Source organism: Pseudomonas sp. NPDC087185, from assembly GCF_044744955.1.
In the GTDB taxonomy this organism is placed as follows: domain Bacteria; phylum Pseudomonadota; class Gammaproteobacteria; order Pseudomonadales; family Pseudomonadaceae; genus Aquipseudomonas.
Map to the genome: position 1 here is coordinate 520,015 of NZ_JBIUZK010000003.1, position 23,638 is coordinate 543,652.

The following is a 23,638-nucleotide window of genomic DNA, read 5'->3' on the forward strand; positions in this document are numbered from 1 at the left end:
ATCTTGCTACCCTGCCCCAACCCTCCCCTTCAAGGCACGATATGGATATCCCGCCTCACCTCATCATCCATGAATCCAGGTACTGGATGCTCAACCATCGCATGGACAGTGCATTGCCTGGTTACCTGATGCTCAGCGCAAAGCAGATGACCAATGCCCTGGCGGACCTGCCACTCGAAGCACAGGTAGAACTGGGTGTGCTACAGGCCAGCGTGCAGAAGGCGATCGAACATCATCTCCAGCCCAAACGCCTGTATATCAGCCGTTTCGGGCATGAGGCAGGCTTCTCGATCCACTTCCACTTCATCCCGGTATACCCCTGGGTTGAAGCCATGTTCTGGGAGGATGAGCGCTACCGGTCGCTGCAAGCCTTCGGGTCGCTTGAAAGCGCCCTGCCCCAGACCGACGGCGCCGAGCTGACGCTGTTCGTCTGGCGAGAGTTTTGTGAACGGCCCGACCCGCCGCCGTTTCAGGGGCCGTCGGTCGATAATGTGATTGCGACCCTGCGCAAGGCTTTCGACTTCAAGCTGCCCGGTTGAGCCGCGTACCTTCGATAGCAGGCTTGCCATATAAATATGAATATGCGTATATACGCATATTAATATTTAGGCCCACCCCATGATCACCCCTCCAGAAGTCTTCAAGAGCCTCGCCGACGAGACCCGCGCGCGTGCCACGCTGCTGATCGCGAGCCAGGGCGAGCTGTGCGTGTGCGAGTTGATGTGCGCGCTGGACGACAGCCAGCCGAAAATCAGCCGGCACCTGGCCCAGCTGCGCACCAGCGGCCTGTTGCTCGACCGCCGCCAGGGCCAGTGGGTGTACTACCGCCTCAACCCTGCCCTGCCGGCCTGGGTGGGCGAAATGCTGCGCGTGACGCTGCAGGCCAATGCCGATTGGCTCGCGCACGACTGCGCGCGCTTGAACACCATGGACGGCCGCCCGGTCCGTGAAGCCACCTGCTGTTGAGCCCGAACCCCTGACGCCGCCACAGCGCGGCAGGAGCCATTGATGCGAGTCCTGTTCATGTGCACGGCCAACAGTTGCCGCAGCATTCTGTCCGAAGCCCTGTTCAACCACCTGGCGCCGGCAGGCTTTGAAGCCGTCAGCTCCGGCAGCTTTCCCAAAGGCCAGGTACTGCCGCGCAGCCTCACCACCTTGCAACAGGCTGGCATCTCGATCGATGGGTTGAGTAGCAAGGGCAACGATGCGTTCGAAAGCTGCCCTCCCGATATCGTCATCACCGTCTGCGACAAGGCTGCCAGCGAGTCCTGCCCGGTCTACTTCGGCCCCGCATTGAAGTCGCACTGGGGCCTGGAAGACCCCTCGGACGTCAAAGGTGACGATCCACAGATCAACGCCGCGTTCGTCGCCACGCTGCAGCGCATCGAGGCCCGCTGCACAGCATTTTTCGCGCTCGCCTTCGATGAACTCGACCGCGAACAACTCAAGCACGCGCTGGACCGCATCGGTTCGCTCTGAACAGGAACAACCCCATGCATGAGCAATTGCCCAACCTCGACCTTTCGCTGTTCGGCGATGCCCCGCCGATCACCGGCACCAGCCCCCACAAGCCGCGCATCCTGCTGCTGTACGGCTCGACGCGTGAGCGTTCGTTCAGCCGTCTGTTGGTAGAGGAAGCCGCCCGCCTGCTGGAACACTTCGGTGCTGAAACGCGCATCTTCAACCCTTCGGGCTTACCGTTACCCGACGATGTGCCTGTCGAGCATCCGAAAGTGCAAGAGCTGCGCGACCTGGTGCTGTGGTCGGAGGGCCAGGTGTGGTGCTCGCCAGAGCGTCACGGCGCGATGTCTGCGGTGTTCAAGGCACAGATCGACTGGGTTCCGCTGGCCCTGGGTGCCGTGCGCCCGACACAGGGCAAGACGTTGGCGGTGATGCAGGTGTGCGGTGGCTCGCAATCTTTCAACGTGGTCAACCAATTGCGCGTGTTGGGCCGCTGGATGCGCATGTTCACCATCCCTAACCAGTCCTCGGTGCCGAAGGCATACATGGAGTTCGATGAGGCCGGACGCATGAAGCCCTCGGCCTACTACGACCGGGTTGTCGATGTGATGGAGGAGTTGGTGAAATTCACGCTGCTGCTGCGTGATCGCCAAGACATGCTTGTGGATCGCTACTCCGAACGCAAGGAAAGCGCCGAACAACTATCGGCGCGGGTCAATCAACGTTCCATCTGAACCTGGGGTCGACCATCAACTTATGTGATTCTGGTATCAGTGCTATGTGATTAGGGCGGTTTATCGATTAATCAGCGAGCGGTAATTTGCTCATCGACGCTATCGCCCTCTTCAAGCACTTGAAATCCAGGACACGTCCATGATGCGAACGATAAAAAACTCTTCCTGATCGTCGGCGCCAGCCATATCGACACCTACTGGGTGCCTGCCTACGTGAACGCCGCCATGGCGCAGTTGGCCGATTTTTACGCCAGAACGCTCTGACCTGAAAGGATAACGACCCATGAAAAACACCTTGATAGGCATCGCGGTGTGCGCCGCCGCGCCATTTGCCGACGCCGCGGGCGCAGGCGATGCCAGCGAAACGCGCAGCGCACAGCACATCAGCCGCGCCGGCAGCCAGGCGCCGATGGTGGGCCCTGACGACTACTTCACCGGGCGCGTGCGCGTCGACCCGTTGTTCCCCGCCACGGACGAGATCAATGCCTCCGCCGCGTATGTAAGCTTCGAGGCAGGTGCGCGCTCGGCCTGGCATACCCACCCTGCCGGGCAGCGGCTGGTCGTCACGTCCGGCGTAGGGCTGGTGCAGGAATGGGGCAAGCCGGTACAGGAAATCCACCCGGGTGACGTGATCGTCTGCCCGCCAGGCGTCAAGCACTGGCACGGCGCTGCTGCAGCAAGCACCATGACGCATCTGGCGATCACCGGCTCAGTGGATGGCAAGAATGTGCATTGGCTGGAGCAGGTGAGCGATGAGCAATACAACGCGCACACTGCGCAGGCGGTGAAAGCCGAGCCTGCGACCTCACAGACACTCTCGGCGAAGCAACAGGCCATCCCGTTGATCGCCGCCGCCATGGCCAGCAGCAACATGCCTGGGCTCAATAGCGCATTGAGGCAGGGCTTGGATGCGGGGCTGACCGTCAGCGAGGCGAAGGAAATCCTCGTGCAGCTCTACGCCTACAGTGGTTTCCCACGCAGCCTGAATGCGCTCAATGAACTGATGAATGTGGTCGAGCAACGCAAACGTGACGGTGTACAGGATGCGGCCGGGCGCGAGCCAAGCAGGCCGGCCCCCGTTGGCGAGCAATTGTTGGCGGTGGGTAAAACCAACCAGACGCGCATTTCCGGCCAGCCTGTCGAGGGCCCGTTGTTCGACTTCGCACCGGTCATCAACCAGTACTTGCAGGCCCACCTGTTCGGCGACATTTTCGAGCGCGACAACCTGGATTGGCAGAGCCGCGAGTTGGCCACGGTCGCTGCGCTTGCCGCCACACCCGGTGTCGAGTCGCAGCTACGCTCGCACATGGCTGCGAGCCTACGCGTGGGCTTGACGGTTGGGCAGCTGCAGCAGCTGGTGCAACTGCTCGATAGGGCTGCAGCAAAACGCGCCGCTGAGGCACTGGCCAGCATTCAACCCGGATAACGCAGGGCTTCACGCAGCAAGGTGAAGGCCGGCGAGCTCTGGCGCCGGCTTGGGTAGTACAGGTGGTAGCCCGAGAACGGCTCGCACCAGTCTTCGAGCACCCGCACCAGACGACCCTGTGCGACATGCTCCTGCACCAGGTCCGCCGGCATGTAGGCCAGCCCAAGCCCCTGGAGGGTCGCCTCCAGGCGCATGGCGATGTTGTTGAACACCAACTGGCCCTCGACCCGCACGTTCAGCACCTGCCCGCCCTTCTCGAACTCCCAGAGCAACAGGCCGCCGTACGTTGGCATGCGCAGGGTGATGCAGTTGTGCGCCATCAGATCATTGGGAATGACCGGTTTCGGGTAGCGGCTGAAGTAGGCCGGTGAACCGACCACCGCCATGCTCATGTCTGGGCCGATGCGCATCGCGATCATGTCCTTGGCCACCTGCTCACCCAGCCGTACGCCCGCGTCGAAGCCCTCCGCGACGATATCGGTCAGGCCGTAGTCGACGATGACTTCGATGTTCAGGTCGGGATGGTCAGGCAGCAGCTTGCCGAGTACCGGGTGCAGGAGGGTGATCGCCGAATGCTCGCCGGCGGTGATGCGCAGTTTACCCGCCGGCTTGTCGCGAAACTCGCTGAGCAAGGCAAGCTCACTGTCGATTTCTTCAAAGCGGGGCGCGATCACCCGCAGCAGGTGCTCACCGGCCTCGGTGGGCGCCACGCTGCGGGTGGTGCGGGCCAGCAACCTGACCCCCAGCCGTTCCTCCAACTGGCGCATGGCGCGACTCAAGGCCGGTTGCGACATGCCCAGCCTGGCGGCGGCACGGGTGAAACTGCGCTCCTGAGCCACGGCTGAAAAGATCGCCAGTTGATCGTAGCTCTCGACAGTCATTCATACGCCCCCGCTATAAACAGGTCGCGATTATGCCACCTGTGTGCGGCGTTGCGTTCAGTTCGCCTGACGGCGCATCGCCAGGATCGCCGCACCGAAACCGATGAACGTGGTGCCCACCACACGGTTTACCCAGCGCAACGACTCTGGCTGGGTCAACACCCCTTTGGCCCGAGCGGCAAGCGCGGCGTAAAGGCTCAACGACGCCAGCGACAGGGCCACGAAAATACCGGTAAGAGTCAGGAACTGGGGCAACAGCGCCGCGCCCTGGTCGATGAACTGCGGGAACAAGGCGGTAAAGAACATCGTCGCCTTGGGGTTCGTCACAGCGGTCAGAAACGCCGACTTGTACAACTTGAGCGGGGTCGGTTTGTTGGCAGTGGCCTTGGCCGTGTCGGCCTGTACCGGGGCTTTCTTCAGCAGTTGCCGGGCGCCGAGGTAGAACAGGTAGCCGGCACCGATGATCTTGACTGCGTTGAACAGCATTTCGGAGCTGGCAAGCAACGCGCCCAGGCCAAGCATGGCCGCCGCCGACAGGCAGAACAGTCCACTGCCATTGCCCAGCGACGACCAGATGGCACTGCGCTGCCCATGGGCCAGGCTGTTGTTGATGGCCATCAGCGTGGCGGGGCCAGGGCTGGCAATGGCGATTGCGGCGACCAGGGTGAAGGCGAGAAGCGAGTGCGGGTCCATGTTGCAGGCTCGTGAACAGTGCGAAGCGTGCATCTTACCCGAGATCCAGCGGCATCAGCGCAGGCAGTGCCTGACAATGAATCAATCGCCGCCCTTGCGCTTGGCATTCTTCTTGACGATGGCCTTCATCCGCGTAGCCGCCCGCTGCACCGTGGCCATCTTCTCCGGGCGTTTCATGCCGCGCCATTTGCGTATTTCGTCGCGCGTGCGGCCACAGCTCACGCACAGCTCGCTGTTGAGCTGGCAGAGCGAGACGCAGGGGTTGTCGATGTCCTTGGCCATGGTGGGCTCCAGTTACGGGGCGCGGATGATAACGCAAGGCAGCCGGGTTAGGTGACTGACTGTGGGCGCCAGGCCATCACGCCGCAGCCACCTGCCCTGCTTCGCTGCTGACCTCGAACTGCCCCACCAGTTTTTGCAGTTTGTTGGCGTTGACCTTGACCGTCTCTGCACTGTTCTGCAACACCACCGCCGTCTGGCGCATCTCGCTGGAAGACTGATTGACCTGCTCGATGGTCTTGCCATACACGAGGCTGCGCGTGTGAAGCTGCTGGATGATCGCGAACATGCCTTCCACCGCTTGATGCAACTGCACGTTTTCCGACGATGCACCTTCAGCCAGGCGCAAGCTGTCATCGACGTTTTGCACGCCCTCCTCCATGAAGCTCACGGCTTGCTGGGTTTCGTTCTGCAGGCCTTCGACCTTGTCGCGGATGTCATCGGCGGCGCGCGCAGTGCGCAGGGCCAGGCTGCGTACCTCATCGGCCACCACCGCGAACCCGCGGCCATGTTCACCCGCCCGCGCGGCCTCGATGGCGGCATTGAGGGCCAGCAGGTTGGTCTGGTTGGTGATGTCGCTGATCAGCCCGGTGATGTTGCCGATCTGCGTCATCCTGCTGTCGAGCGACTGCACGCTGGAGGCAGAACGTGCCACCACATCACGAATCGACTGGGTGCCTTCCTGCACCGCCAGGTATTGCTCATGGGCACGGCTGACCACCTCATCCATGGCCTGTTTCATCTGCTCGGCGCTGACCGAGGCTTGCTGCAGTTCGCCCAGTTGCTCCTCCATGATGATCATCATCTGGTGCACCGCATCGGCCACCTCGGCAGAGGTGACGCTCGCCTCCTGGCTGCGCCCCAGCATCATCTGGTTGGTGGCGCCCACCGTGCGGCTGGCCTTGACCACCTGCCCCACCACGGAATCCAGGCGGTCGATGAAACTGTTGATCCAGCGCGCCATGTCGCCAGTCTCGTCATTGGCCATGGCCGTGGTGTCCAGGCGCTGGCGCAGGTTGCCTTCACCCTCGGCGATGGTCCGCAGCACCCCGCTCATGTCGTTCAGCCTGGCAGCCAGCCTTCTGGGCCCGAGCACGCTGAACAACAGCGTGGCACCCAGCATGCTCAAGGCACCCAATGCATCGTTCAGCCCCTGGCCCAGGCCGGCATAGTGCTGCACCAGGAAGTTGCAACCGAACAGCCCGGCCATGATCGCGATATAGGGTTTCATCAGCCCGTAGCTGAGCGAGCGCCGGCGGTAGACTTCTTCCAGGTCGGCTTCACACATCATCCCCCAGCGGTCCGGTGAACCGGGCAACTGGAACGTGACACCTTTGCCCACCACCGGTACATGGCGGTAATCCGAGTAACCGGGGTAGGTGACGAACAGGTTGGCACCGTGGCGGATGGTTTCCCGCACGCCGGGGTGAAGCTGCTGCGTGGCCGGGTCGGTGAAGCGCAGCTCAAGCTCTGTGTGGCGTTGGACCTGCACGGTGGCCCAGCGCGTATGCACCCCGCTCTTGAGGTTTTCACCCTGGGTGAACGTGTCGTCTTCAAAACGCGAGCGTGACAACGCGGTGCCCGGCTGGACCGCAGGGTCGAAGCGCGAGTGCGCCATGAACAAGTAGTTGTCGCCCGACTCGGCAAAGATGTGCCCGGCCTCGCGCTGGATAAGGTCCCCCAGCACATCGTTGGGCACTCGGCCGCAAAGGCAGCCGAACACACTGCCGTTGGCCTTGAGCGGCTGATAGAACATCAACGTGACTTCATCGTGAAAGCGCGACGACGAGGGGCCAATCTGCAAGGTCAGCGGGTCCCTGTAGGGGCCGTGCAGGAACGGTGCCTTGAGCCCTTCGACCAGGGCTTTTGCCTGCTCGATCCGCTGCTTTGCGCGTTGCGGCCAGGTTGAGGCGATGACCGTGCCGGTGCAGTCGACGACGAACAGTTCCGAGAAGTCTTCAGCCTGCGCCAGCTTGCTGCGCAGTGCCGTACTGTCGAGATTGGCCAAGCTTGGCGTCAGGTGGTCGGCCAGTTCGCTCAAGTGCTCCCACTGTTCGCGGGCCCAGCTGTGCAGCAACTGCGTGCGGGTGTGGGCGATGGCTTCAAAGGTTTGCTCGAGCACTGGGTAGCTGGCCCGGTTAAGCCAGCAGGCCCAGCCCATGCTGAATCTTCCAGTTTTCCCCAACCAGGGGAGCCAACGCCTCTCGCTTGAGGACAACGGCATGGAACTGCTTGTAAGCGACATTATCTTCACCACATGCGACATCGAAGTGGCAAAGTGATAGCAAGTAGTACGCCAACTCGTATGCATGCTAACGATTACGTCGGTTGCGCTGCGTCAACGCACGCGCGCCGCGCACCATTACCGTGCTTCGATCACGGCGTGCGCCAAAGCGGAGCGACGCTCCGTCACGCCATGCCGGTTACCTGTCTGCGGCGCCACATCAGGCGCCCAGCGTTGATGGCCCAGTTCGCCAGGGCAATCACCAGCAACAACTGCAGCAGTGCAGGCATGCCGGCCTGCACGATGACTTTGCCGGCCAGACATGGCGCCTCGCCCCTTCCGTGTGTGAGCATGAGGCTCCAGCCCTGAACGAGGTGTATGTGGCCTTGGACGGTGCGCAAGTTGTCGGCGTGCTGGTGATGAGCCGGGACACCAGCGAGATGCTGCTGGTCAATGTGGCGGTGCTGGCCGCGTGCAGCTCGGTAGCGGCCGCAACTAACCCTCGCTACCCTGCCAATCCCGCCAGCTCTGCCTCCAGCAAATCCAGAAAGACTCGCACCCGCGCGGGTACAAACCGCCGCGTAGGCATCACCGCCCACACCGACAGCTGCTCTGCCTCGGCATCCGCCAGTTCGATCTCGACCAACGAACCGTCGCGTAGCTGCTGATACACATCCCAGTACGCCAGCATGGCAATCCCCAGCCCCTGCAGCGCCGCCGCCCTGACCGCATCGACACTGCTGGTGCTCACTCGCCCGTTTACCCGCCGCCGCTGCAGCGCGCCGCCGACGATGAAGGGCCAGCGAGGCACCGCCTGAAGCTGGATGCACTGGTGAGCATCCAACGCTGCCAGGCACGCAGGCACGCCATTGCGCTGCAGGTAGGCGGGGGCGGCACACAGCACCCTGGGGTTGGGCGCCACACGCCGCGCCACCAGCTCGGAGTCGGCCAACGGCGCAACACGCAGGGCCAGGTCGAGGCCTTGCCTGACGATATCGACCACCCGGTCAGAGACATCCAGATCGACGCGCAAGTCAGGGTGTTGCTCCAGCAATCGCGGCAGCATCGCCAGCACGATCGACTGGCCGAACACACTCGGCGCCGTCATGCGCAATACGCCGGATACCTTGCTTGATGCCGGGCGTAGCTCGCCCAAGGCACTGTCCTCGGTGTCGGTCAGGGTCTGGGCGTAAGGCAAGAAGGCTTCACCTTCAGCGGTAAGCGACACCGAGCGGGTGGTGCGATGAAACAGCCGCACACCCAGCTCTTCTTCCAGCGCAGCGATACGCCTGGAAACCTGCATGGGCACAAGATCAAGCTGGCGCCCCGCCGCCGACAGGCTGCCCACGGACGCTACGGCGAGGAAGATACGCAGGTCGGCTATCAGCACGATTACATCCTTATTGGTTAAACCCGCTGCACGTTCCCGCGGATTGGCCCGAGCCTTTCACACCCCTAACCTGTGACCACGAACCGTATTCAACAAACTTCAAGGGGATTCACAGTGACCCACTCGGCCCGCAAGATCTTAACACCACACGCTATCAAAGGCCTTGACCTGCGCAACCGCCTGGCGGTGGCCCCCATGACCCGCGTCAGCGCCAGCGAAACCGGGCATGCGAGTGCGGACATGGCACGCTACTACGCGCGCTTTGCCCAAGGCGGTTTCGGCCTGGTGATCAGCGAAGGGATCTACACCGACCAGCGATATGCGCAGGGCTATGCATTCCAACCCGGCATCACCGATACCCAGCAAGCACTGGCATGGCGTAAGGTTACCGAGCGTGTTCATGCCCACGACGGCGCGATGTTTGCTCAACTGATGCACGCCGGGGCGCTGAGCCAAGGTAATCGCTTCAGCCAGCAATCGGTCGCACCCTCCGCTGTTCGACCAAAGGGCGAGCAGATGCGCTTCTATTACGGCGAGGGCCATTACCACATGCCAAAAGCCATGAGCGACGAAGAGATCGCCGAGGCCATCGAAGGCTTTGCCCTGGCGGCCACGCGTGCAATCGGCCTGGCTGCCTTCGATGGCATCGAGATCCATGCCGCCAACGGCTACCTGCTCGACCAGTTCCTGACCGACTACGCCAACCAACGCACCGACCGCTGGGGAGGCAGTACACAGAACCGAATCGCGCTCACGCTCGAAGTGGTCAAGGCGGTCAGGGCTGCAGTGGGCGGCGCAGTCCCCCTTGGCGTGCGCATTTCCCAAGGCAAGGTCAATGACTTCGGGCACAAGTGGGCACAAGGTGAAGCGGATGCCGAGGTGATTTTCGGCGCACTGGGCGACTCAGCCCTGGATTTTATCCATGTCACCGAATTCGAGGCGTGGCAGCCGGCGTTCGATAAAGGCCAGGCGAGCCTGGTCGCGCTGGCACGTCGCTTTGCGCCGCAGGTGACGATCATCGCCAATGGTGGCCTGCATGACGACAGCCGTGCCGATAGCGCATTGATTGATGGTGCGGACATGATCGCCCTTGGCAAGGCTGCATTGGCCAACCCGGACTACCCTCAACGGCTGGCTGCTGGGCAAGCGATTGCCGAATTCGATGGCGTTGTCCTTGGGCCGATCGCCGACATCAAGGCGAGCGAACTGATGCTTTAGCCTGTGCGGGCTTGCCCGCGAAAAGGCCCGATCACACAAGCCATCACTCGAATTCCAGGCTGTACCCCACGCCATACACCGACCTGAGCGGATCATGCCCCGGCGTGATCGCCGTCAGCTTGCGCCGCAGGTTCTTCACATGGCTGTCCACCGTGCGGTCGGCGACCACCCGGTGGTCCTGGTAGATGTGGTTCATCAACTGGTCACGCGACAGCACCTGCCCTGGCCGCGCGGCCAGGGCTGCCAGCATGCGGAACTCCACGGGGGTCAGTTCCAGTGCCACGCCTTTGTACCGCGCCTGGAACGCCCGCGCGTCCAGCTCCAGCCCCAGGCTCGGTGCCTGCCCCCCGCTGCGGCGGAGCACAGCCTTCACCCGGGCGACCAGCTCACGGGGCGAAAACGGTTTGCAGATATAGTCGTCGGCGCCCAGCTCCAACCCGAGCAGGCGGTCAATCTCGTCGACCCGGGCGGTCATCATGATCAGCGGCATATGGCTGAAGCCGCGCAGCTCGCGGCAGATGTCCAGGCCGTCACGCCCCGGCAGCATCAGGTCGAGCAGGACCAGGTCGTATTTGCCCTGGCGGATGGCCGGGATCACCCCCAGGCCGTCGGCCAGGTGGTCGACCGTGTAGCCGCCCACCCGCAGGTAGTCCGCCACCAAGGCGGCGAGCTTGGGCTCATCTTCAACCAGCAGAATCTGGCTCATGCCTGCGCTCCGGCAACCGGCAATGCCAACGCCAGCAGCAACCCACCCATGGCCGACGCCTTGGCCGTGAGCTTGCCACCGTGCACCTCGGCGATACCCCGGCAAATCGCCAGGCCAAGGCCGGTGCCGCCACTGGCGCGATTGCGCGAGCGCTCGGCACGGTAGAAGCGCTCGAACAGGCGGGCCAGCGAGGCGCTGTCGACGCCGGGAGCGGTGTCTTCGCACTGCACCAGCACCTCGCCGTCCTGCTGGAACGCACGCAACACGGTGTAGCCGCCAGCATCGGTGTAACGCCGGCTGTTTTCCAGCAGGTTGTGCAGCAACTGGCCCAGACGCGACTCGTCGCCCAACACCCACAGCGGCTGCGCCGGCAACTCCAGGCGCAGCGCCAGCCCACGTTCGGCGAAGCCTGCAGCAAACGCCTCGGCCACTACCGGCAATAGCACACACAGGTCGATGCGCTCGCGCCGATAAGTGGGGCCTCCGACCTCGGCCAGGGACAAGTCGAACAGGTCGTCGACCAGCTTGCTCAGCGCGCCGACTTCACCCTGCAACGAGCGCAAGGCATTGCCGTCGAGCGGGCGAATACCGTCTTCCATGGCTTCCAGCTCGGCGCGCATCACCGCCAGCGGGGTGCGCAGTTCGTGGGAGATATCGGCCATGAAGTCGCGGCGCAGGCGCTCGTTGCTGGCCAGGGTGGCGGCCATGCGGTTGAAGTCACCGGCCAGTTGCCCGGCTTCGTCGGCCGAGCGTACCGGCAACTGGATCGCGTAGTCGCCAGCCGCCAGGCGGTGGGTGGCGCTGGCCACTTCGCGGATCGGGCGCAGCAACGCGCGGCTCAGCCACCAGGCGATCACCGCCGTGGCCAGCAGGCAGGCAAGGCCGATCGCCAGGCTGGAGCGCAGCTGGCTGAGCTGGAAGCGCCGGTCGCCGATGCTGGTGACCGACTGCAGGGGTGCCAGCGCCATCCAGCCAACCACTGCGCCTTGGTGGTGAATGGGCCGCAGCAGCATCTCGCTGGCGACCGGCTGATAGCCGATGATCGGCTGGCGCTGCGCGTCCAGCAAGGCAAAGCGCACGAAGGCACCGGTGAGGTCGGAAACCGTCAGCAAGCGCGTGTCGAAGGTCTTGTCTGGCTGCGCGTCGTCCGGGCGCAGCAGCTCGAACCACTGGTCCTTGTCGCGGCGGATGAAGTCCCAGTTGCCATGGCGCGCATAGGCCTGCTCGACGCGCGGCACGATGCGTTCCATACGCGCTTCGGCCTGCTGGTTGAGGTAGCCGAGAAAGCCGTATTTGAGGCTCAGGTAGGCAGCGAACACCATGCCCAGCACAGCGAACGCGCAGACCGCGAGCATGGCGCAGAAGAACTTGCTGGAAAGGCTGACTTTCATGCGACCGCCGACACGCTGGAATTGCCGCCATTGAAGCGCGACGCCCGTGCCCCCCGCAAGGCACGCCGGGCAATCTCCCAGATTTCTGCACATTGCCTGCACAATTGCCGAGCACGCTGGCGCCATCGAAATCACTTGGCTCGGAGCCCGCGATGCCTACTCTGTTGCAATCCCTCATCCTTGTTCGCTCGCTCTTGGGGCGTGCGCTGCTGCTCAGCGCCGGCCTGCTGATGATCGGTGGCTGCCGCGAAGGCGAAACCACCGCCGTACCCGCGCCGCTGCAAGAGGTGGCGGTGTATCAGGTGACCCACGCACCGCAGGCCCTGAGCACCACCCTGCCCGGCCGCGCCAACGCGCACCTGATCGCCGAGATCCGCCCACAGGTCGGCGGTATTATCCAGAAGCGCCTGTTCAAGGAAGGCGACGCGGTCAAGGCCGGCCAGGCGCTCTACCAGATCGACCCACAGCCCTACCAGGCGGCCCTGGCGCAAGCCGATGCCACGGTCAGCTCCGCGCGCGCCACCCTCAAGGCTGCGCAGCTGAAAGCCAAGCGTGACGCCCAGTTGGTGAAGATCGATGCCATCAGTGCCGAAGACAACGAAAGCGCCCAGGCGGCCCTGCTCGAAGCCCGCGCCAGCCTGCAGTCGGCCCAGGCCGCACAGCGCAGCGCACGTATCAACCTGGACTACACCCGCATCAACGCCCCAATCGATGGCCGCACCGCCACCTCGTCGGTTACCCCCGGTGCGCTGGTGACTGCCGAGCAGACCACCGCCCTGACCACGGTGCAGCAGCTGGACCCGATCTACGTCGACTTCACCCAGCCCAGCAGCACCCTGCTGCGCCTCAAGCGCGAACTGGCCGAAGGCAAGCTGGCGCCCAGCGAGCAGCAGGACGCCACGCGCATCAGCCTGGAGCTGGAAGACGGCAGCACCTATGCCCACGCAGGCACGCTCACGTTCAATGGCGTGAGCGTGGATGAAAGCACCGGCAGCGTGACCCTTCGCGCCCTGGTGCCCAATCCCGAAGGCCTGTTGCTGCCGGGGATGTACCTCAAGGCGACGCTGCAGGAAGGCGTGCAGGCAGACGCCATCCTCGTACCGCAACAGGCCGTGAGCCGCGACGAACGCGGCAGCGCCACCGCGCTGGTGGTGGTCGACGGCAAAGTACAGCAGCGCGAACTGACCTTGGCCCGGGCGGTGGGCAACCGCTGGTGGGTCAGCCAGGGCCTGGCCGACGGCGACCAGGTGATCGTGCAGGGCCTGCAGAAGGTCCGCGTCGGCCAACAGGTCCAGGTGCAGGGCAACGCCCTGACCGCCCACAACGACAGCCACTGAGGCGTATTACATGGCACGTTTCTTTATCGACCGGCCGATCTTCGCCTGGGTCATCGCCATTCTGGTGATGCTCGGTGGCGGCCTGGCCATCTTCCAGCTGCCGTTGGCGCAGTACCCCAACATCGCGCCGCCGCAGATCACCCTCAGCGCCACCTACACCGGCGCCTCGGCCAAGACCATGGAAGACTCGGTGACCCAGGTCATCGAGCAGCAGATGACCGGCCTCGACGGCCTCACCTATATGGCGTCGAGCAGCAGCTCGGCCGGCAGCGCGACCATCACCCTGACCTTCGAGGCCGGCACCGACATCAATACCGCGCAGATGCTGGTGCAGACCAAGCTGGAGCAGGCCAAGGCACGCCTGCCGGACACGGTGCAGCAGCAAGGCATCAAGATCCGCAACTCGGCCAGCGACTTCCTGATCATCCTCTCGCTGGTGTCGGACAACCCCGACGTCAGCGCCACCGACATCAGCGATTTCATTTCCAGCACGCTGTATGACCAGATCAGCCGGGTCAGTGGCGTCGGCCAGGTGACCACCCTGGGCTCGAGTTACGCCATGCGCATCTGGCTCGACCCCGACAAGCTCAAGCAGTACGCGCTGATGCCCTCCGACGTGAGCAGCGCGCTGCAGGCGCAGAACGTCGACACCTCGGCCGGCCAGCTGGGCGCCCTGCCCGCCCGCGCCGGCCAGCAGCTCAACGCCACCATCAGTGCCCGCAGCAAGCTGCAGACGGCCGCGCAGTTTCGCCAGCTGGTGCTCAAGCACGCCAGCTCCGGCGCGGTGGTGACCCTGGCCGACGTGGCCCGCGTGGAGCTGGGCAGCGAAAGCTACGATGTGGTCGCCGAGCACAATGGCCGGCCCTCCGGCGGCTTGGCCGTGAGCCTGGCCACCGGCGCCAACGCCCTGGACGTGGCCGATGCCGTGCAGGCCAAGCTCGGCGAGCTGGAACAGTTCTTCCCCAGCAAGCTGCAACTGCACAGCGAAGTGGCCTACAACACCGCGCCGTTCGTGAAGATTTCCATCGAGGAAGTGGTCAAGACCCTATTCGAGGCCATCGCGCTGGTGGTGCTGATCATGTACCTGTTCATGCAGAACCTGCGCGCCACGCTGATCCCGGCGATTGCCGTACCGGTCGTACTGCTGGGTACGTTTGGTGTGCTGGCGTTGCTCGGTTACTCAATCAATACCCTGACGATGTTCGGCATGGTGCTGGCCATTGGTTTGCTGGTCGACGATGCCATCGTGGTGGTGGAAAACGTCGAGCGCATCATTGCCGAGAAAGGCCTGTCACCGCGCGAGGCCACCCGCCAGTCGATGGGCGAGATCAGCGGTGCGCTGGTCGGCATCGCCGTGGTGTTGTCGGCGGTGTTCGTGCCCATGGCGTTCTTCGGCGGCTCCACCGGGGTGATCTACCGGCAGTTCTCGGTGACCATGGTCGCGGCCATGGCGCTTTCGGTGCTGGTTGCGATGACCCTGACCCCGGCGCTGTGCGCCACCCTGCTCAAGCCGGTGACGGGCCACGGCAAGTCCGCGGGTGGCTTCTTCGGCTGGTTCAACCGCACCTTCGAGAGCACCTCGCTGCGCTACCAGCAGGCCGTCGGTAAGGTGCTGGTGCGCCCGCTGCGTGGCCTGCTGGTGTACGCCCTGGTGCTCGCCGGTGTCGCGCTGATGTTTCAGAAGCTGCCCAGCGCATTCCTGCCCGAGGAAGACCAGGGCATGCTGATGATGCAGATGACCCTGCCGGTGGGCGGTACCGACGAGCGCCTGCAGGACGTCAGCCGCCAGGTGCAGGCGTACATGCTGCAGCAACCGGAAGTGGCCTCGCTGCTGACCGTGCGCGGCCTCGGTAACGGCGGCAACGCGCAGAATGCCGGGCGTGGCTTCGTCAAGCTGAAAGACTGGAGCCAGCGCCAGGGTGAAGCGCACAGCGCCGCTGCCGTGGCGCGGCGGGCCAACATGGCCTTGTCGAAGATCCTCGACGCCAATGTGTTCGTCATCGCCCCGCCGGCCATCCAGGGCCTGGGCCAGAGTTCCGGTTTCGACGTGCAGCTGCAGGACCTCGCCGGCCTCGGCCATGCCGAGCTGCTCAAGGCGCGTGACCAGTTCATCGCCCTTGCCGCCCAAGACCCGCGCCTGGCCAACGTCCGCGCGCAAGGCCTGGAAGACACCCCGCAACTGAACGTCGCCATCGACGACCGCAAGGCCGGCGCCATGGGTGTTGCGGCCAGCGACATCAACGACACCCTGAGCACGGTGATGGGCGGCAGTTACGTCAACGACTTCCTCGATGCCGGGCGGGTGAAGAAGGTCTACCTGCAAGGCGAGGCCGACCAGCGCATGCAGGCCGAGGACATCGGCGCCTGGTACGTGCGCAACGACAGCGACGCCATGGTGCCGCTGTCGGCGTTCACCAGCACGCACTGGAGCACCGCCTCGCCACTGCTGGAGCGCTTCAACGGCTTCGGCGCGTACGAGCTGGTCGGCGAACCGGCAGCCGGGGTCAGCTCCGGCGAGGCCATGGCCGCCGTCGAGCAGATCATGGCGCAACTGCCCGAGGGCATCGGCTATGCCTGGGCCGGGCAGTCGTACCAGGAACGGCTGGCCGGCAACCAGGCGCCGCTGCTGTATGGCATCTCGATCCTGTTCGTGTTCCTGTGCCTGGCGGCGCTGTACGAGAGCTGGTCGGTGCCGTTCGCGGTGATGCTGGTGGTGCCGGTGGGCATCCTTGGCGCACTGCTGCTGACCGGCCTGCGCGGGCTGTCCAACGACGTGTACTTCCAGGTCGGCCTGCTGACCACCGTGGGCCTGGCAGCGAAAAACGCGATCCTGATCGTCGAGTTCGCCAAGGAAGGCTACGCGCGTGGCCAGGACCTGCTGAGCGCCACCCTGGAAGCGGTGCGTATCCGCCTGCGCCCGGTGCTGATGACTTCGCTGGCGTTCATCCTCGGCGTGCTGCCGCTGGCCCTGAGCAGCGGCGCCGGCGCCGGCGGGCGACAGGCGATCGGCACCGGCGTGCTTGGCGGCATGCTCGCCGCCACCGTGCTCGGCCTGTTCTTCATCCCGCTCTTCTATGTGCTGGTGCAACGCCTGGCAAGCGGTCGCGCGGCCACCGTCGATACCGTTGCAGGAGAAGCCTGATGCGTCTTTCCCCCCTGTTGTTGGCCCTGGCCCTGACCGGCTGCGTCAACCTCGCCCCCGACTACCAGCGCCCGGCGGCACCGGTCGCCGAACAATGGCCGAGCACTGCCAGCGCCAGCACGACCCGCGCTGACATCAGCTGGCAAACGCTGTTCGTCGACAGCCGCCTGCGCGACACGGTCGCCCTCGCCCTGGCCAACAACCGCGACTTGCGGGTCGCTGCGTTGAATGTCGAGTACCTGCAGGCGCAGTACCGCATCCAGCGCGCCGCCCTGTTCCCGGCGGTGTCGGCCAGCGCGGACGGCACCCGCCAGCGTGCGCTGGCCAATGGCAGCACGGCCGTCAGCAGCCAGTACAGCGTCGGCCTTGGCATCAGCAGCTACGAGCTGGACCTGTTCGGGCGCCTGGGCAACCTCAAGGACGCCGCGCTGGAAGACTACCTGGCGCTGGAGCAGACCCGCCGCAGTACGCAGATCAGCCTGGTGGCCGAGGTAGCCAACGCCTGGATGACCTTGGCCGCTGATCAGCAGTTGCTCACATTGGCCAACGACACCTACGCCAGCCAGCAGAAGACCTACGCCCTGGTGCAGCAGCGCCACGGCCTGGGCGGCGCGTCCGGGGTCAGCCTGGCCGAGGCGCGCAGCACCGTGGAGTCGGCCCGTGCCGATGCAGCGAACTACGCCAGCCAGGTCGAACAGGACCGCAATGCCCTGGAGCTGCTGGTCGGCCAGCGCCTGGGCGACGCCCAGCTGCCGGGCACCACCCCGCTGGATGCGGCGCTGCTGGTCAGCGTGCCGGCGGGGCTGCCCTCGACCTTGCTGCAACGGCGCCCGGATGTGCTCGCCGCCGAGCACACGCTCAAGGCGGCCAACGCCGATATCGGTGCGGCACGCGCGGCGTTCTTCCCCAGCGTGACCCTGACGGCCACCGGCGGTAGCGCCAGCAGCGAGCTGTCCGGGCTGTTCAAGTCGGGCAGCGCGGCCTGGAGTTTCGCCCCGTCGATCAACCTGCCGATCTTCAATGCCGGCAGCAACCGCGCCAGCCTCGATGCGGCCAAGGTCAGCCGAGAGATCGAAGTGGCCACCTACGAGAAAACCCTGCAGACCGCCTTCAGCGAAGTGGCCGATGCGCTCTCGGTGCGTGCCCACGTCAACGAGCGGCTCGATGCCCAGCGCAACCTGACCGACGCCACCCGTACCCGCTACGACCTGTCACTGGCCTTGTACAAGCAGGGTTCGAGCAGCTTCCTCGACGTGCTCGACGCGCAGCGTTCGCTGTATTCGGCGCAGCAGGGGCTGATCAGCCTGGAGCTGGCGGAGCAGGTGAACCGGGTGACGTTGTACAAGACCTTGGGGGGTGGCTGGCAGGGATAAGCCCGCGCACGCGTACGCCAAGCGCTCCAGAAAATGTTCACATCCGCTTCACTCCAGCGCCACAACCCCAGGGCTAAGGTGCCGCCTGTTTCGGCTCCCCTGCCGAGCCTAGATCCCTGGAGTGGCAGCATGCTTGAACATGTGATCGCCCCCCCTGCGCGGCGCTGCGCAAAAGGCCACAGACAACAGCCCCGTGGATGCCTATGCTTGAGTTTTGCACTGGAGGGAGCAATGCCCAGCCCCGAAGCCGCCTTGTTGCACAGCTGGCAACACAACGCCCAGGCCTGGATCGACGCCGTGCGCAGCGGCGCGATCGAAAGCCGACGCCAAGTCACCGACCAGGCCATCCTCCTGGCCATTCTCGGCCGCCAGCCTGAGCGTGTGCTCGACCTCGGCTGCGGTGAGGGCTGGCTGTTGCGGGCGCTGGCTGACCGCGGCATCGACGCGCGCGGCGTGGATGGCGATGCTGCGCTGGTCGCCGCCGCACAGGCGGCCGGCACGGCGCGGGTGCAGCAGGCCAGTTACGCGCAGCTGGCCGCTGGTGCGGTGGACATTGGTGCGGGCTACGACTTGATCTGCGCCAATTTCGCCTTGCTGCATCAGGACATCATCCCGCTGTTGGCGGCGATGAGAACGCTATTGGCCCCAGGCGGCACGATGGTGATCCAGACCCTGCACCCCTGGAGCATGGCAAACGGGGATTACCAGGATGGCTGGCGCGAAGAATCGTTTACCGGGTTTGCCGGCCAGTGGCAGCCGATGCCTTGGTACTTCCGCACCTTGGCCAGCTGGTTGAATGCATTGGACATGGCGGGGTTGCGCTTGCTGAGCTTGCAGGAGCCGCAGCATCCACAGAGTGCGGTGCCGCAGTCATTGCTGTTGATCGCTCAGTAGCCTTTGACTGGATTGCCCGCCGAGTTAACGCTGCGCGGTGCTCTGCTCGGCCGGTGGGGTCAGTTGCAGCACGCGGTTGCGGCCGCCTTCGGCCAGCAAATAGCCGCCCTTGCCATCCGGCACGATCGACTGCGGCGCCTTGAGGAAGGTCAGCACGGTGTGCTGCGTGCCATCGGCATCGACGCGCAGCAGCCGCGCGCGGTGGGTGTTGTCTTCACTGATCCACAGGCCGCGCGGGTCGCACAGCAGGAAGGTGGGGTGGCGCAGGCCTTGTACCACCACCGGGTCCTGGCCATCGTCGGACAGCGCACGGACCTTGCCGGTGCCTTTCTCGGTGTACAGCAGGCGGCCATCGGCGCAGCGAGTCAGGCCCTCGGTTTCGGTCAGGCCGGAGCGCAGTACGTCGAGCTGGCCGCTGGCCCACTGGTAACGCATCAGCCGGCCATTGCCCTTGCGGTCTTCGATGGCATACAGGTAATCGCCGTCATTCCACAGCCCCTGCACGCTCTCGCCATCGAACAGGTGGGTGACCTGGCCATCGCGCGACAGGCTGACCGGTGCATGGCCACCCTCCTGGCTGAACACCCAGCCGCCCTGGGCCGCAACCATGCCGTCGGGCTTGGACAGGTTGTCGATCAGCACCACGCGCTCGCCCTGGGCGGTGATCTTGAGGATGCTGCCGTGGCCGTCATCCAGCTCGCGGCTGACCAGCAGGCTGCCATCCGCCTGGGGCAGCAGCGAGGCGGCCTTGGCGACGTCACGGTGCAATACCGCGACGTCCCACCCCTTGCTGGCCTGGACCGGGTAGAAGCTTTGCCAGGCAAAAAAACCCAAGGTGGCGGTGAGCAGTGCGGCGGTGGAGGCAAGGGCGATGCGCGGGCCGCGCTGGCGCAGGATGGGCATGAAATGGGGGCTCCTGGGATGTGCGAAGGATCCTAGCAAGCGGATGTGAAAAATATGTCATCGCGAAACACCCTACGAACACTCCCGGCACAAAGAGACAAAAGGATATAAAAAGAACAAAACAATCTAACCAAATGGAATTAAAAAATTGAAAGCCAAACGCCACCTCCTTAGGCTGGGTACGCCGTTTCCCACCCCGTTCAAGGAGCACTCCCATGCCCGCCCGTGCCTTCTCCCCCCTGCGCCGCCTGCTCGTCGGCGGCCTGCTGGCGACCGTCGCCAGCGCCCTGCTGCCTTGGTCCACTGCATGTGCCGATGACGGCAAGACCTTGCGCATCGGCTACCAGAAATTCAACAGCATCAATATCCTCAAAGGCAGTGGCGCACTGGAAAAGGCCCTGGCGCCGCAGGGCGTGAACGTCAGCTGGCATGAATTCGCCGCCGGCCCGCAACTGCTCGAGGCCCTGAGCACCGGTGCCATCGACCTCGGCCATGCCGCTGACGCGCCGTCTGTATTCGCCCAGGCCGCCGGCAAGCCGGTGGTCTACCTCGCCGCCGAACAACCCTACCCGCGGGGCATCGGCCTGGTGGTGCGCGAACAGGACCACCTCAGCAGCGTGCAGGACCTCAAGGGCAAGCGCGTGGCCACCGGGCGTGGCTGGAACGCCCAGTACCTGCTGGCCGTCGCCCTGGAGCAGGCCGGCCTGAGCTACAAGGACATCACCCCGGCCTACGTCAACAACGCCGCTGATGCCGTGGCCGCCCTGCAGTCGGGCAGCGTGCAGGCCGCGACCCTGTGGGACCCGTTCCTCGCCGCCGCGCAAAGCCAGCCTGGCCTGAAGAGCCTGCGCGATGGCAGCGGGCTGTCCAACAACCGCACCTTCTACCTGTCCACCGCCGCCTTCGCCGACCAGCACCGTGACCTGCTCAAGACGTTCTTCGCCGAACTGGGCAAGGTCAGCCAGTGGGCCAATGCCAAGCCGGCTGAAGTGGCCGCCCTGCTGGCGCCGCAACTGGGCATCAACGCCAGCGTGCTGGAAGTCGCCAGCGAGCGGCGCAACTACAACGCCGTGGCCATCACCCCGCAGATCGTCGCCGAACAGCAGAAGCTGGCCGACACCTTCCAGGGCCTGGGCCTGATCCCGCACAAGCTGCAGGTGGCCGATGCGGTCTACCCGGCTTCCGTGCTGCCTTGATCGGAGAGCCTCAGCGATGCCCCGTCACATCCGTTTCAACGCCTTCAGCATGAACGCCGCCAGTCACCAGTCGCCTGGCCTGTGGCGCCACCCGCGCAACACCAGCGTGGCTTTCAACCGCCTGGACTACTGGACCGACCTGGCCCGCCTGCTGGAGCGCGGGCTGTTCGATGCGCTGTTCATCGCCGACGTGCTCGGTATCTACGACGTCTACCAGGGCGGCCCCGATGCCGCCCTGCGCGGTGGCGTGCAGGTGCCAGTCAACGACCCGCTGCTGCTGGTTCCGGCCATGGCCGGGGTCACCGAGCACCTGGGCTTTGGCGTCACCTTCTCGCTCACCTATGAACACCCCTACCCCTTCGCCCGGCGCATGTCCACGCTCGACCACCTTAGCAATGGCCGGGTCGGCTGGAACATCGTCACCGGCTACCTGGACAGCGCCGCGCGCAACCTGGGCCTCGCCCGCCAGCTGGGCCACGACCAGCGCTATGACCTGGCCGAGGAATACCTGGAGGTGCTGTACAAGCTCTGGGAAAAAAGCTGGGATGATGACGCCGTGTTGCTGGAGCGGGAAACCGGCCGCTACATCGAGCCGTCGAAAGTGCACGCCATCGGCCATGCCGGCGAGCACTTCCAGGTGCCCGGCATGCACCTGTGCCAGCCGTCGCCACAGCGCACCCCGGTGCTGTTCCAGGCCGGCGCTTCGGCGCGCGGCCAGCAGTTCGCCGCCACGCATGCCGAATGCGTGTTCATCAGCGGGCCTACGCCTACGGTACTGCGCCGCTATGCCGACGGCATTCGCCAGGCCAGCGAAGTGGCCGGCCGTGGCCGCGATGAAGTGCTGATCTACGCGCAGGCATTGCTGATCGTCGCACCGACCACCGAACAGGCCCAGGCGCGCTTTGCCGAATACCGCCGCTACGTCGACTTGGACGCGGCGCTCGCCCTGCTTTCGGGTTGGACCGGCATCGATTTCGCCGGCCTCGACCCGGACACCCACATCGAGTACGTCGAGAACGATGCCGGCCGCGCCGCCCTGGCCGCTTTCACCGCCGCCGACCCCGACCGCCGCTGGACCGTGCGCGAAGCCGCCGAGTTCATCGGCCTGGGTGGCCGCGGCCCGGTACTGGTGGGCAGCGCCAGCGCGATTGCCGACCAACTGGAAAGTTGGCTCGACCAGACCGGCATCGATGGTTTCAACCTGACCTATGCCGTGCAACCAGACGATTTGGCCAACGTCGTCGAGCTGCTGGTGCCGGAGCTGCAACGGCGCGGCCGCTACCCGCTGAGCTACCGCGACGGCACCCTGCGCCACAAGCTGTTCGGCCAGGGCGACCGCTTGCCCGAGGCCCATGCAGGCCGGCAGGTTCGCATTCAGTAAGCAAATACCGGGTATTTCAACATTTAATTTGTGGATGACACGGGCTGGCCCCTATGCTGTCCGTGCATCCCCTGCACGCACCGGCCGGTGTGGTCCAAGGCACGGGGAGAGAACAACAAGTCGAGACCGTTCATGTCGAATCACTCCTACTTCGCCCCCCACGGTGGGCACCCCGCTCAAACCGAGCTGCTGACTGACCGTGCCATGTTCACCGAAGCCTACGCCGTCATCCCCAAAGGCGTGATGCGTGACATCGTCACCAGCCACCTGCCGTTCTGGGACAAGATGCGCATGTGGGTCATCGCCCGCCCGCTGACCGGTTTTGCCGAAACCTTCTCCCAGTACATCGTCGAGCTGGCCCCGGAAGGCGGCAGCGAGCGCCCGGAGCTGGACCCTAACGCAGAAGCCGTGGTGTTCATCGTCGAAGGCGAGCTGGACATTACCGTTGAAGGCAAACACCACACCTTGGTACCGGGCGGCTATGCCTTCCTGGCCCCGGGCGCCGCGTGGAGCCTGCGCAACAACAGCAAGTCCAACGTCACCTTCCACTGGCTGCGCAAGCACTACCAGAAGGTCGAAGGCCTGGACATTCCTGAGTCGTTCGTCACCCACCGCGACAACGCCACCGTCATCGAAATGCCGGGCACCGAAGGCCGCTGGAAAACCACCCGCTTCGTCGACATGGCCGACATGCGCCACGACATGCACGTCAACATCGTCACCTTCCAGCCGGGCGGCGTGATCCCGTTCGCTGAAACCCACGTGATGGAACACGGCCTCTACGTGCTGGAAGGCAAAGCGGTCTACCGCCTGAACCAGGACTGGGTCGAAGTGGAAGCCGGCGACTTCATGTGGCTGCGCGCCTTCTGCCCGCAAGCTTGCTATGCCGGCGGCCCAGGTAACTTCAGCTACCTGCTGTACAAAGATGTGAACCGTCACGTGCACCTGACGCTGAACCCACAGCGCTAAGCCCTGACCGCTTCAACACAGCCCGCCGCCTGGCGGGCTT

At 64.7% G+C, this 23,638-nt stretch carries 22 protein-coding genes and 1 pseudogene; 14 read left to right on the forward strand and 9 right to left on the reverse strand.

Annotated features, from left to right (window positions below; translation table 11 throughout):
* Positions 1 to 41: 41 nt before the first annotated feature.
* From ACIPIJ_RS12670 to ACIPIJ_RS12695, 6 genes and pseudogenes are all read left to right on the forward strand, one after another.
* Positions 42 to 539: an HIT family protein gene (locus tag ACIPIJ_RS12670; protein WP_401076966.1), complete on the forward strand. Its 498-nt coding sequence runs from the start codon at positions 42 to 44 to the stop codon at positions 537 to 539.
* Between the two features lie 79 nt (positions 540 to 618).
* Positions 619 to 966 (forward strand): metalloregulator ArsR/SmtB family transcription factor, encoded by a 348-nt coding sequence (locus tag ACIPIJ_RS12675; RefSeq protein WP_401076969.1) that lies wholly within the window; start codon positions 619 to 621, stop codon positions 964 to 966.
* A 42-nt stretch (positions 967 to 1,008) separates the two neighbouring features.
* Positions 1,009 to 1,479, forward strand: coding sequence for an arsenate reductase ArsC (locus ACIPIJ_RS12680; protein ID WP_401076972.1), 471 nt, complete (start codon positions 1,009 to 1,011; stop codon positions 1,477 to 1,479).
* Positions 1,480 to 1,493: 14 nt separating this feature from the next.
* The gene (gene arsH / locus ACIPIJ_RS12685; protein ID WP_401076975.1) at positions 1,494 to 2,195 is read left to right on the forward strand and encodes an arsenical resistance protein ArsH; all 702 of its coding nucleotides are present in this window, start codon (positions 1,494 to 1,496) and stop codon (positions 2,193 to 2,195) included.
* A 150-nt stretch (positions 2,196 to 2,345) separates the two neighbouring features.
* Positions 2,346 to 2,459: pseudogene (locus ACIPIJ_RS12690) on the forward strand (alpha/beta hydrolase); the annotation flags it as partial.
* Between the two features lie 19 nt (positions 2,460 to 2,478).
* The gene (locus ACIPIJ_RS12695; protein ID WP_401076978.1) at positions 2,479 to 3,621 is read left to right on the forward strand and encodes a carboxymuconolactone decarboxylase family protein; all 1,143 of its coding nucleotides are present in this window, start codon (positions 2,479 to 2,481) and stop codon (positions 3,619 to 3,621) included.
* Here ACIPIJ_RS12695 and ACIPIJ_RS12700 read toward each other — a convergent pair.
* From ACIPIJ_RS12700 to ACIPIJ_RS12725, 6 genes are all read right to left on the reverse strand, one after another.
* Entirely contained in the window at positions 3,609 to 4,502 is an 894-nt protein-coding gene (locus tag ACIPIJ_RS12700; protein ID WP_401076981.1) for a LysR family transcriptional regulator, read from the reverse strand. The genes ACIPIJ_RS12695 and ACIPIJ_RS12700 overlap by 13 nt on opposite strands.
* A 57-nt stretch (positions 4,503 to 4,559) precedes the next feature.
* Entirely contained in the window at positions 4,560 to 5,195 is a 636-nt protein-coding gene (locus tag ACIPIJ_RS12705; RefSeq protein WP_401076984.1) for a LysE family translocator, read from the reverse strand.
* Positions 5,196 to 5,276: 81 nt separating this feature from the next.
* Positions 5,277 to 5,477, reverse strand: coding sequence for a DUF1289 domain-containing protein (locus ACIPIJ_RS12710; protein ID WP_401076985.1), 201 nt, complete (start codon positions 5,475 to 5,477; stop codon positions 5,277 to 5,279).
* Between the two features lie 76 nt (positions 5,478 to 5,553).
* Entirely contained in the window at positions 5,554 to 7,719 is a 2,166-nt protein-coding gene (locus ACIPIJ_RS12715) for a methyl-accepting chemotaxis protein (RefSeq protein WP_401076986.1), read from the reverse strand.
* Between the two features lie 164 nt (positions 7,720 to 7,883).
* Positions 7,884 to 8,051 carry a hypothetical protein gene (locus tag ACIPIJ_RS12720; RefSeq protein WP_401076988.1) on the reverse strand — a complete coding sequence of 56 codons (168 nt, stop codon included), beginning with the start codon at positions 8,049 to 8,051 and terminating at the stop codon, positions 7,884 to 7,886.
* A 152-nt stretch (positions 8,052 to 8,203) separates the two neighbouring features.
* Positions 8,204 to 9,088, reverse strand: a complete 885-nt coding sequence (locus ACIPIJ_RS12725; RefSeq protein WP_401076989.1) for a LysR family transcriptional regulator — start codon at positions 9,086 to 9,088, stop codon at positions 8,204 to 8,206.
* Between the two features lie 114 nt (positions 9,089 to 9,202).
* Between ACIPIJ_RS12725 and ACIPIJ_RS12730 the strand changes: the two genes are divergently transcribed.
* Positions 9,203 to 10,306: an NADH:flavin oxidoreductase gene (locus ACIPIJ_RS12730; protein WP_401076991.1), complete on the forward strand. Its 1,104-nt coding sequence runs from the start codon at positions 9,203 to 9,205 to the stop codon at positions 10,304 to 10,306.
* A gap of 43 nt (positions 10,307 to 10,349) precedes the next feature.
* On the opposite strand, the gene ACIPIJ_RS12735 is transcribed toward ACIPIJ_RS12730, so the two are convergent.
* Both ACIPIJ_RS12735 and ACIPIJ_RS12740 read right to left on the reverse strand, forming a co-directional pair.
* Entirely contained in the window at positions 10,350 to 11,012 is a 663-nt protein-coding gene (locus ACIPIJ_RS12735; RefSeq protein ID WP_401076993.1) for a response regulator, read from the reverse strand.
* Complete coding sequence (locus ACIPIJ_RS12740) at positions 11,009 to 12,403, reverse strand: ATP-binding protein (RefSeq protein ID WP_401076994.1); 1,395 nt, start codon at positions 12,401 to 12,403, stop codon at positions 11,009 to 11,011. Before ACIPIJ_RS12740 ends, ACIPIJ_RS12735 begins: the two co-directional genes overlap by 4 nt.
* 164 nt (positions 12,404 to 12,567) lie before the next feature.
* On the opposite strand from ACIPIJ_RS12740, the gene ACIPIJ_RS12745 reads away from it, so the two are divergent.
* The 4 genes from ACIPIJ_RS12745 to ACIPIJ_RS12760 all read left to right on the forward strand — a co-directional run bounded on the left by ACIPIJ_RS12745 (position 12,568) and on the right by ACIPIJ_RS12760 (position 19,149).
* Positions 12,568 to 13,740 carry an efflux RND transporter periplasmic adaptor subunit gene (locus tag ACIPIJ_RS12745; protein WP_401077564.1) on the forward strand — a complete coding sequence of 391 codons (1,173 nt, stop codon included), beginning with the start codon at positions 12,568 to 12,570 and terminating at the stop codon, positions 13,738 to 13,740.
* Between the two features lie 10 nt (positions 13,741 to 13,750).
* On the forward strand, positions 13,751 to 16,882 hold the full coding sequence (locus ACIPIJ_RS12750; protein WP_401076996.1) for an efflux RND transporter permease subunit: 3,132 nt from the start codon (positions 13,751 to 13,753) through the stop codon (positions 16,880 to 16,882).
* The gene (locus ACIPIJ_RS12755; RefSeq protein ID WP_401076997.1) at positions 16,882 to 18,255 is read left to right on the forward strand and encodes an efflux transporter outer membrane subunit; all 1,374 of its coding nucleotides are present in this window, start codon (positions 16,882 to 16,884) and stop codon (positions 18,253 to 18,255) included. The genes ACIPIJ_RS12750 and ACIPIJ_RS12755 overlap by 1 nt, the downstream gene beginning before the upstream one ends.
* 231 nt (positions 18,256 to 18,486) lie before the next feature.
* Positions 18,487 to 19,149, forward strand: coding sequence for a class I SAM-dependent methyltransferase (locus tag ACIPIJ_RS12760; RefSeq protein WP_401076999.1), 663 nt, complete (start codon positions 18,487 to 18,489; stop codon positions 19,147 to 19,149).
* Positions 19,150 to 19,173: 24 nt separating this feature from the next.
* Here ACIPIJ_RS12760 and ACIPIJ_RS12765 read toward each other — a convergent pair whose 3' ends face one another.
* Entirely contained in the window at positions 19,174 to 20,052 is an 879-nt protein-coding gene (locus tag ACIPIJ_RS12765; protein ID WP_401077001.1) for a hypothetical protein, read from the reverse strand.
* A 215-nt stretch (positions 20,053 to 20,267) separates the two neighbouring features.
* Between ACIPIJ_RS12765 and ACIPIJ_RS12770 the strand changes: the two genes are divergently transcribed.
* The 3 genes from ACIPIJ_RS12770 (at position 20,268) to ACIPIJ_RS12780 (ending at position 23,598) form a co-directional block, all read left to right on the forward strand.
* Positions 20,268 to 21,248 (forward strand): aliphatic sulfonate ABC transporter substrate-binding protein, encoded by a 981-nt coding sequence (locus ACIPIJ_RS12770; protein WP_401077003.1) that lies wholly within the window; start codon positions 20,268 to 20,270, stop codon positions 21,246 to 21,248.
* 16 nt (positions 21,249 to 21,264) lie between these two features.
* On the forward strand, positions 21,265 to 22,629 hold the full coding sequence (locus ACIPIJ_RS12775; protein ID WP_401077005.1) for an LLM class flavin-dependent oxidoreductase: 1,365 nt from the start codon (positions 21,265 to 21,267) through the stop codon (positions 22,627 to 22,629).
* Positions 22,630 to 22,761: 132 nt separating this feature from the next.
* On the forward strand, positions 22,762 to 23,598 hold the full coding sequence (locus ACIPIJ_RS12780) for a bifunctional allantoicase/(S)-ureidoglycine aminohydrolase (protein ID WP_401077007.1): 837 nt from the start codon (positions 22,762 to 22,764) through the stop codon (positions 23,596 to 23,598).
* Positions 23,599 to 23,638 lie beyond the last annotated feature (40 nt).

Excerpts from the sequence above, each read along its gene's own strand:
- ACIPIJ_RS12715 (WP_401076986.1), bottom strand. The coding sequence starts at position 7,719 with ATGTCGCTTACAAGCAGTTCCATGCCGTTGTCCTCAAGCGAGAGGCGT.
- ACIPIJ_RS12700 (WP_401076981.1), bottom strand. The coding sequence starts at position 4,502 with ATGACTGTCGAGAGCTACGATCAACTGGCGATCTTTTCAGCCGTGGCT.
- ACIPIJ_RS12680 (WP_401076972.1), top strand. The coding sequence starts at position 1,009 with ATGCGAGTCCTGTTCATGTGCACGGCCAACAGTTGCCGCAGCATTCTG.
- arsH (WP_401076975.1), top strand. The coding sequence starts at position 1,494 with ATGCATGAGCAATTGCCCAACCTCGACCTTTCGCTGTTCGGCGATGCC.
- ACIPIJ_RS12720 (WP_401076988.1), bottom strand. The coding sequence starts at position 8,051 with ATGCTCACACACGGAAGGGGCGAGGCGCCATGTCTGGCCGGCAAAGTC.
- ACIPIJ_RS12775 (WP_401077005.1), top strand. The coding sequence starts at position 21,265 with ATGCCCCGTCACATCCGTTTCAACGCCTTCAGCATGAACGCCGCCAGT.
- ACIPIJ_RS12710 (WP_401076985.1), bottom strand. The coding sequence starts at position 5,477 with ATGGCCAAGGACATCGACAACCCCTGCGTCTCGCTCTGCCAGCTCAAC.
- ACIPIJ_RS12755 (WP_401076997.1), top strand. The coding sequence starts at position 16,882 with ATGCGTCTTTCCCCCCTGTTGTTGGCCCTGGCCCTGACCGGCTGCGTC.
- ACIPIJ_RS12750 (WP_401076996.1), top strand. The coding sequence starts at position 13,751 with ATGGCACGTTTCTTTATCGACCGGCCGATCTTCGCCTGGGTCATCGCC.
- ACIPIJ_RS12770 (WP_401077003.1), top strand. The coding sequence starts at position 20,268 with ATGCCCGCCCGTGCCTTCTCCCCCCTGCGCCGCCTGCTCGTCGGCGGC.
- ACIPIJ_RS12765 (WP_401077001.1), bottom strand. The coding sequence starts at position 20,052 with ATGCCCATCCTGCGCCAGCGCGGCCCGCGCATCGCCCTTGCCTCCACC.
- ACIPIJ_RS12705 (WP_401076984.1), bottom strand. The coding sequence starts at position 5,195 with ATGGACCCGCACTCGCTTCTCGCCTTCACCCTGGTCGCCGCAATCGCC.
- ACIPIJ_RS12675 (WP_401076969.1), top strand. The coding sequence starts at position 619 with ATGATCACCCCTCCAGAAGTCTTCAAGAGCCTCGCCGACGAGACCCGC.
- ACIPIJ_RS12780 (WP_401077007.1), top strand. The coding sequence starts at position 22,762 with ATGTCGAATCACTCCTACTTCGCCCCCCACGGTGGGCACCCCGCTCAA.
- ACIPIJ_RS12695 (WP_401076978.1), top strand. The coding sequence starts at position 2,479 with ATGAAAAACACCTTGATAGGCATCGCGGTGTGCGCCGCCGCGCCATTT.
- ACIPIJ_RS12740 (WP_401076994.1), bottom strand. The coding sequence starts at position 12,403 with ATGAAAGTCAGCCTTTCCAGCAAGTTCTTCTGCGCCATGCTCGCGGTC.
- ACIPIJ_RS12670 (WP_401076966.1), top strand. The coding sequence starts at position 42 with ATGGATATCCCGCCTCACCTCATCATCCATGAATCCAGGTACTGGATG.
- ACIPIJ_RS12735 (WP_401076993.1), bottom strand. The coding sequence starts at position 11,012 with ATGAGCCAGATTCTGCTGGTTGAAGATGAGCCCAAGCTCGCCGCCTTG.
- ACIPIJ_RS12760 (WP_401076999.1), top strand. The coding sequence starts at position 18,487 with ATGCCCAGCCCCGAAGCCGCCTTGTTGCACAGCTGGCAACACAACGCC.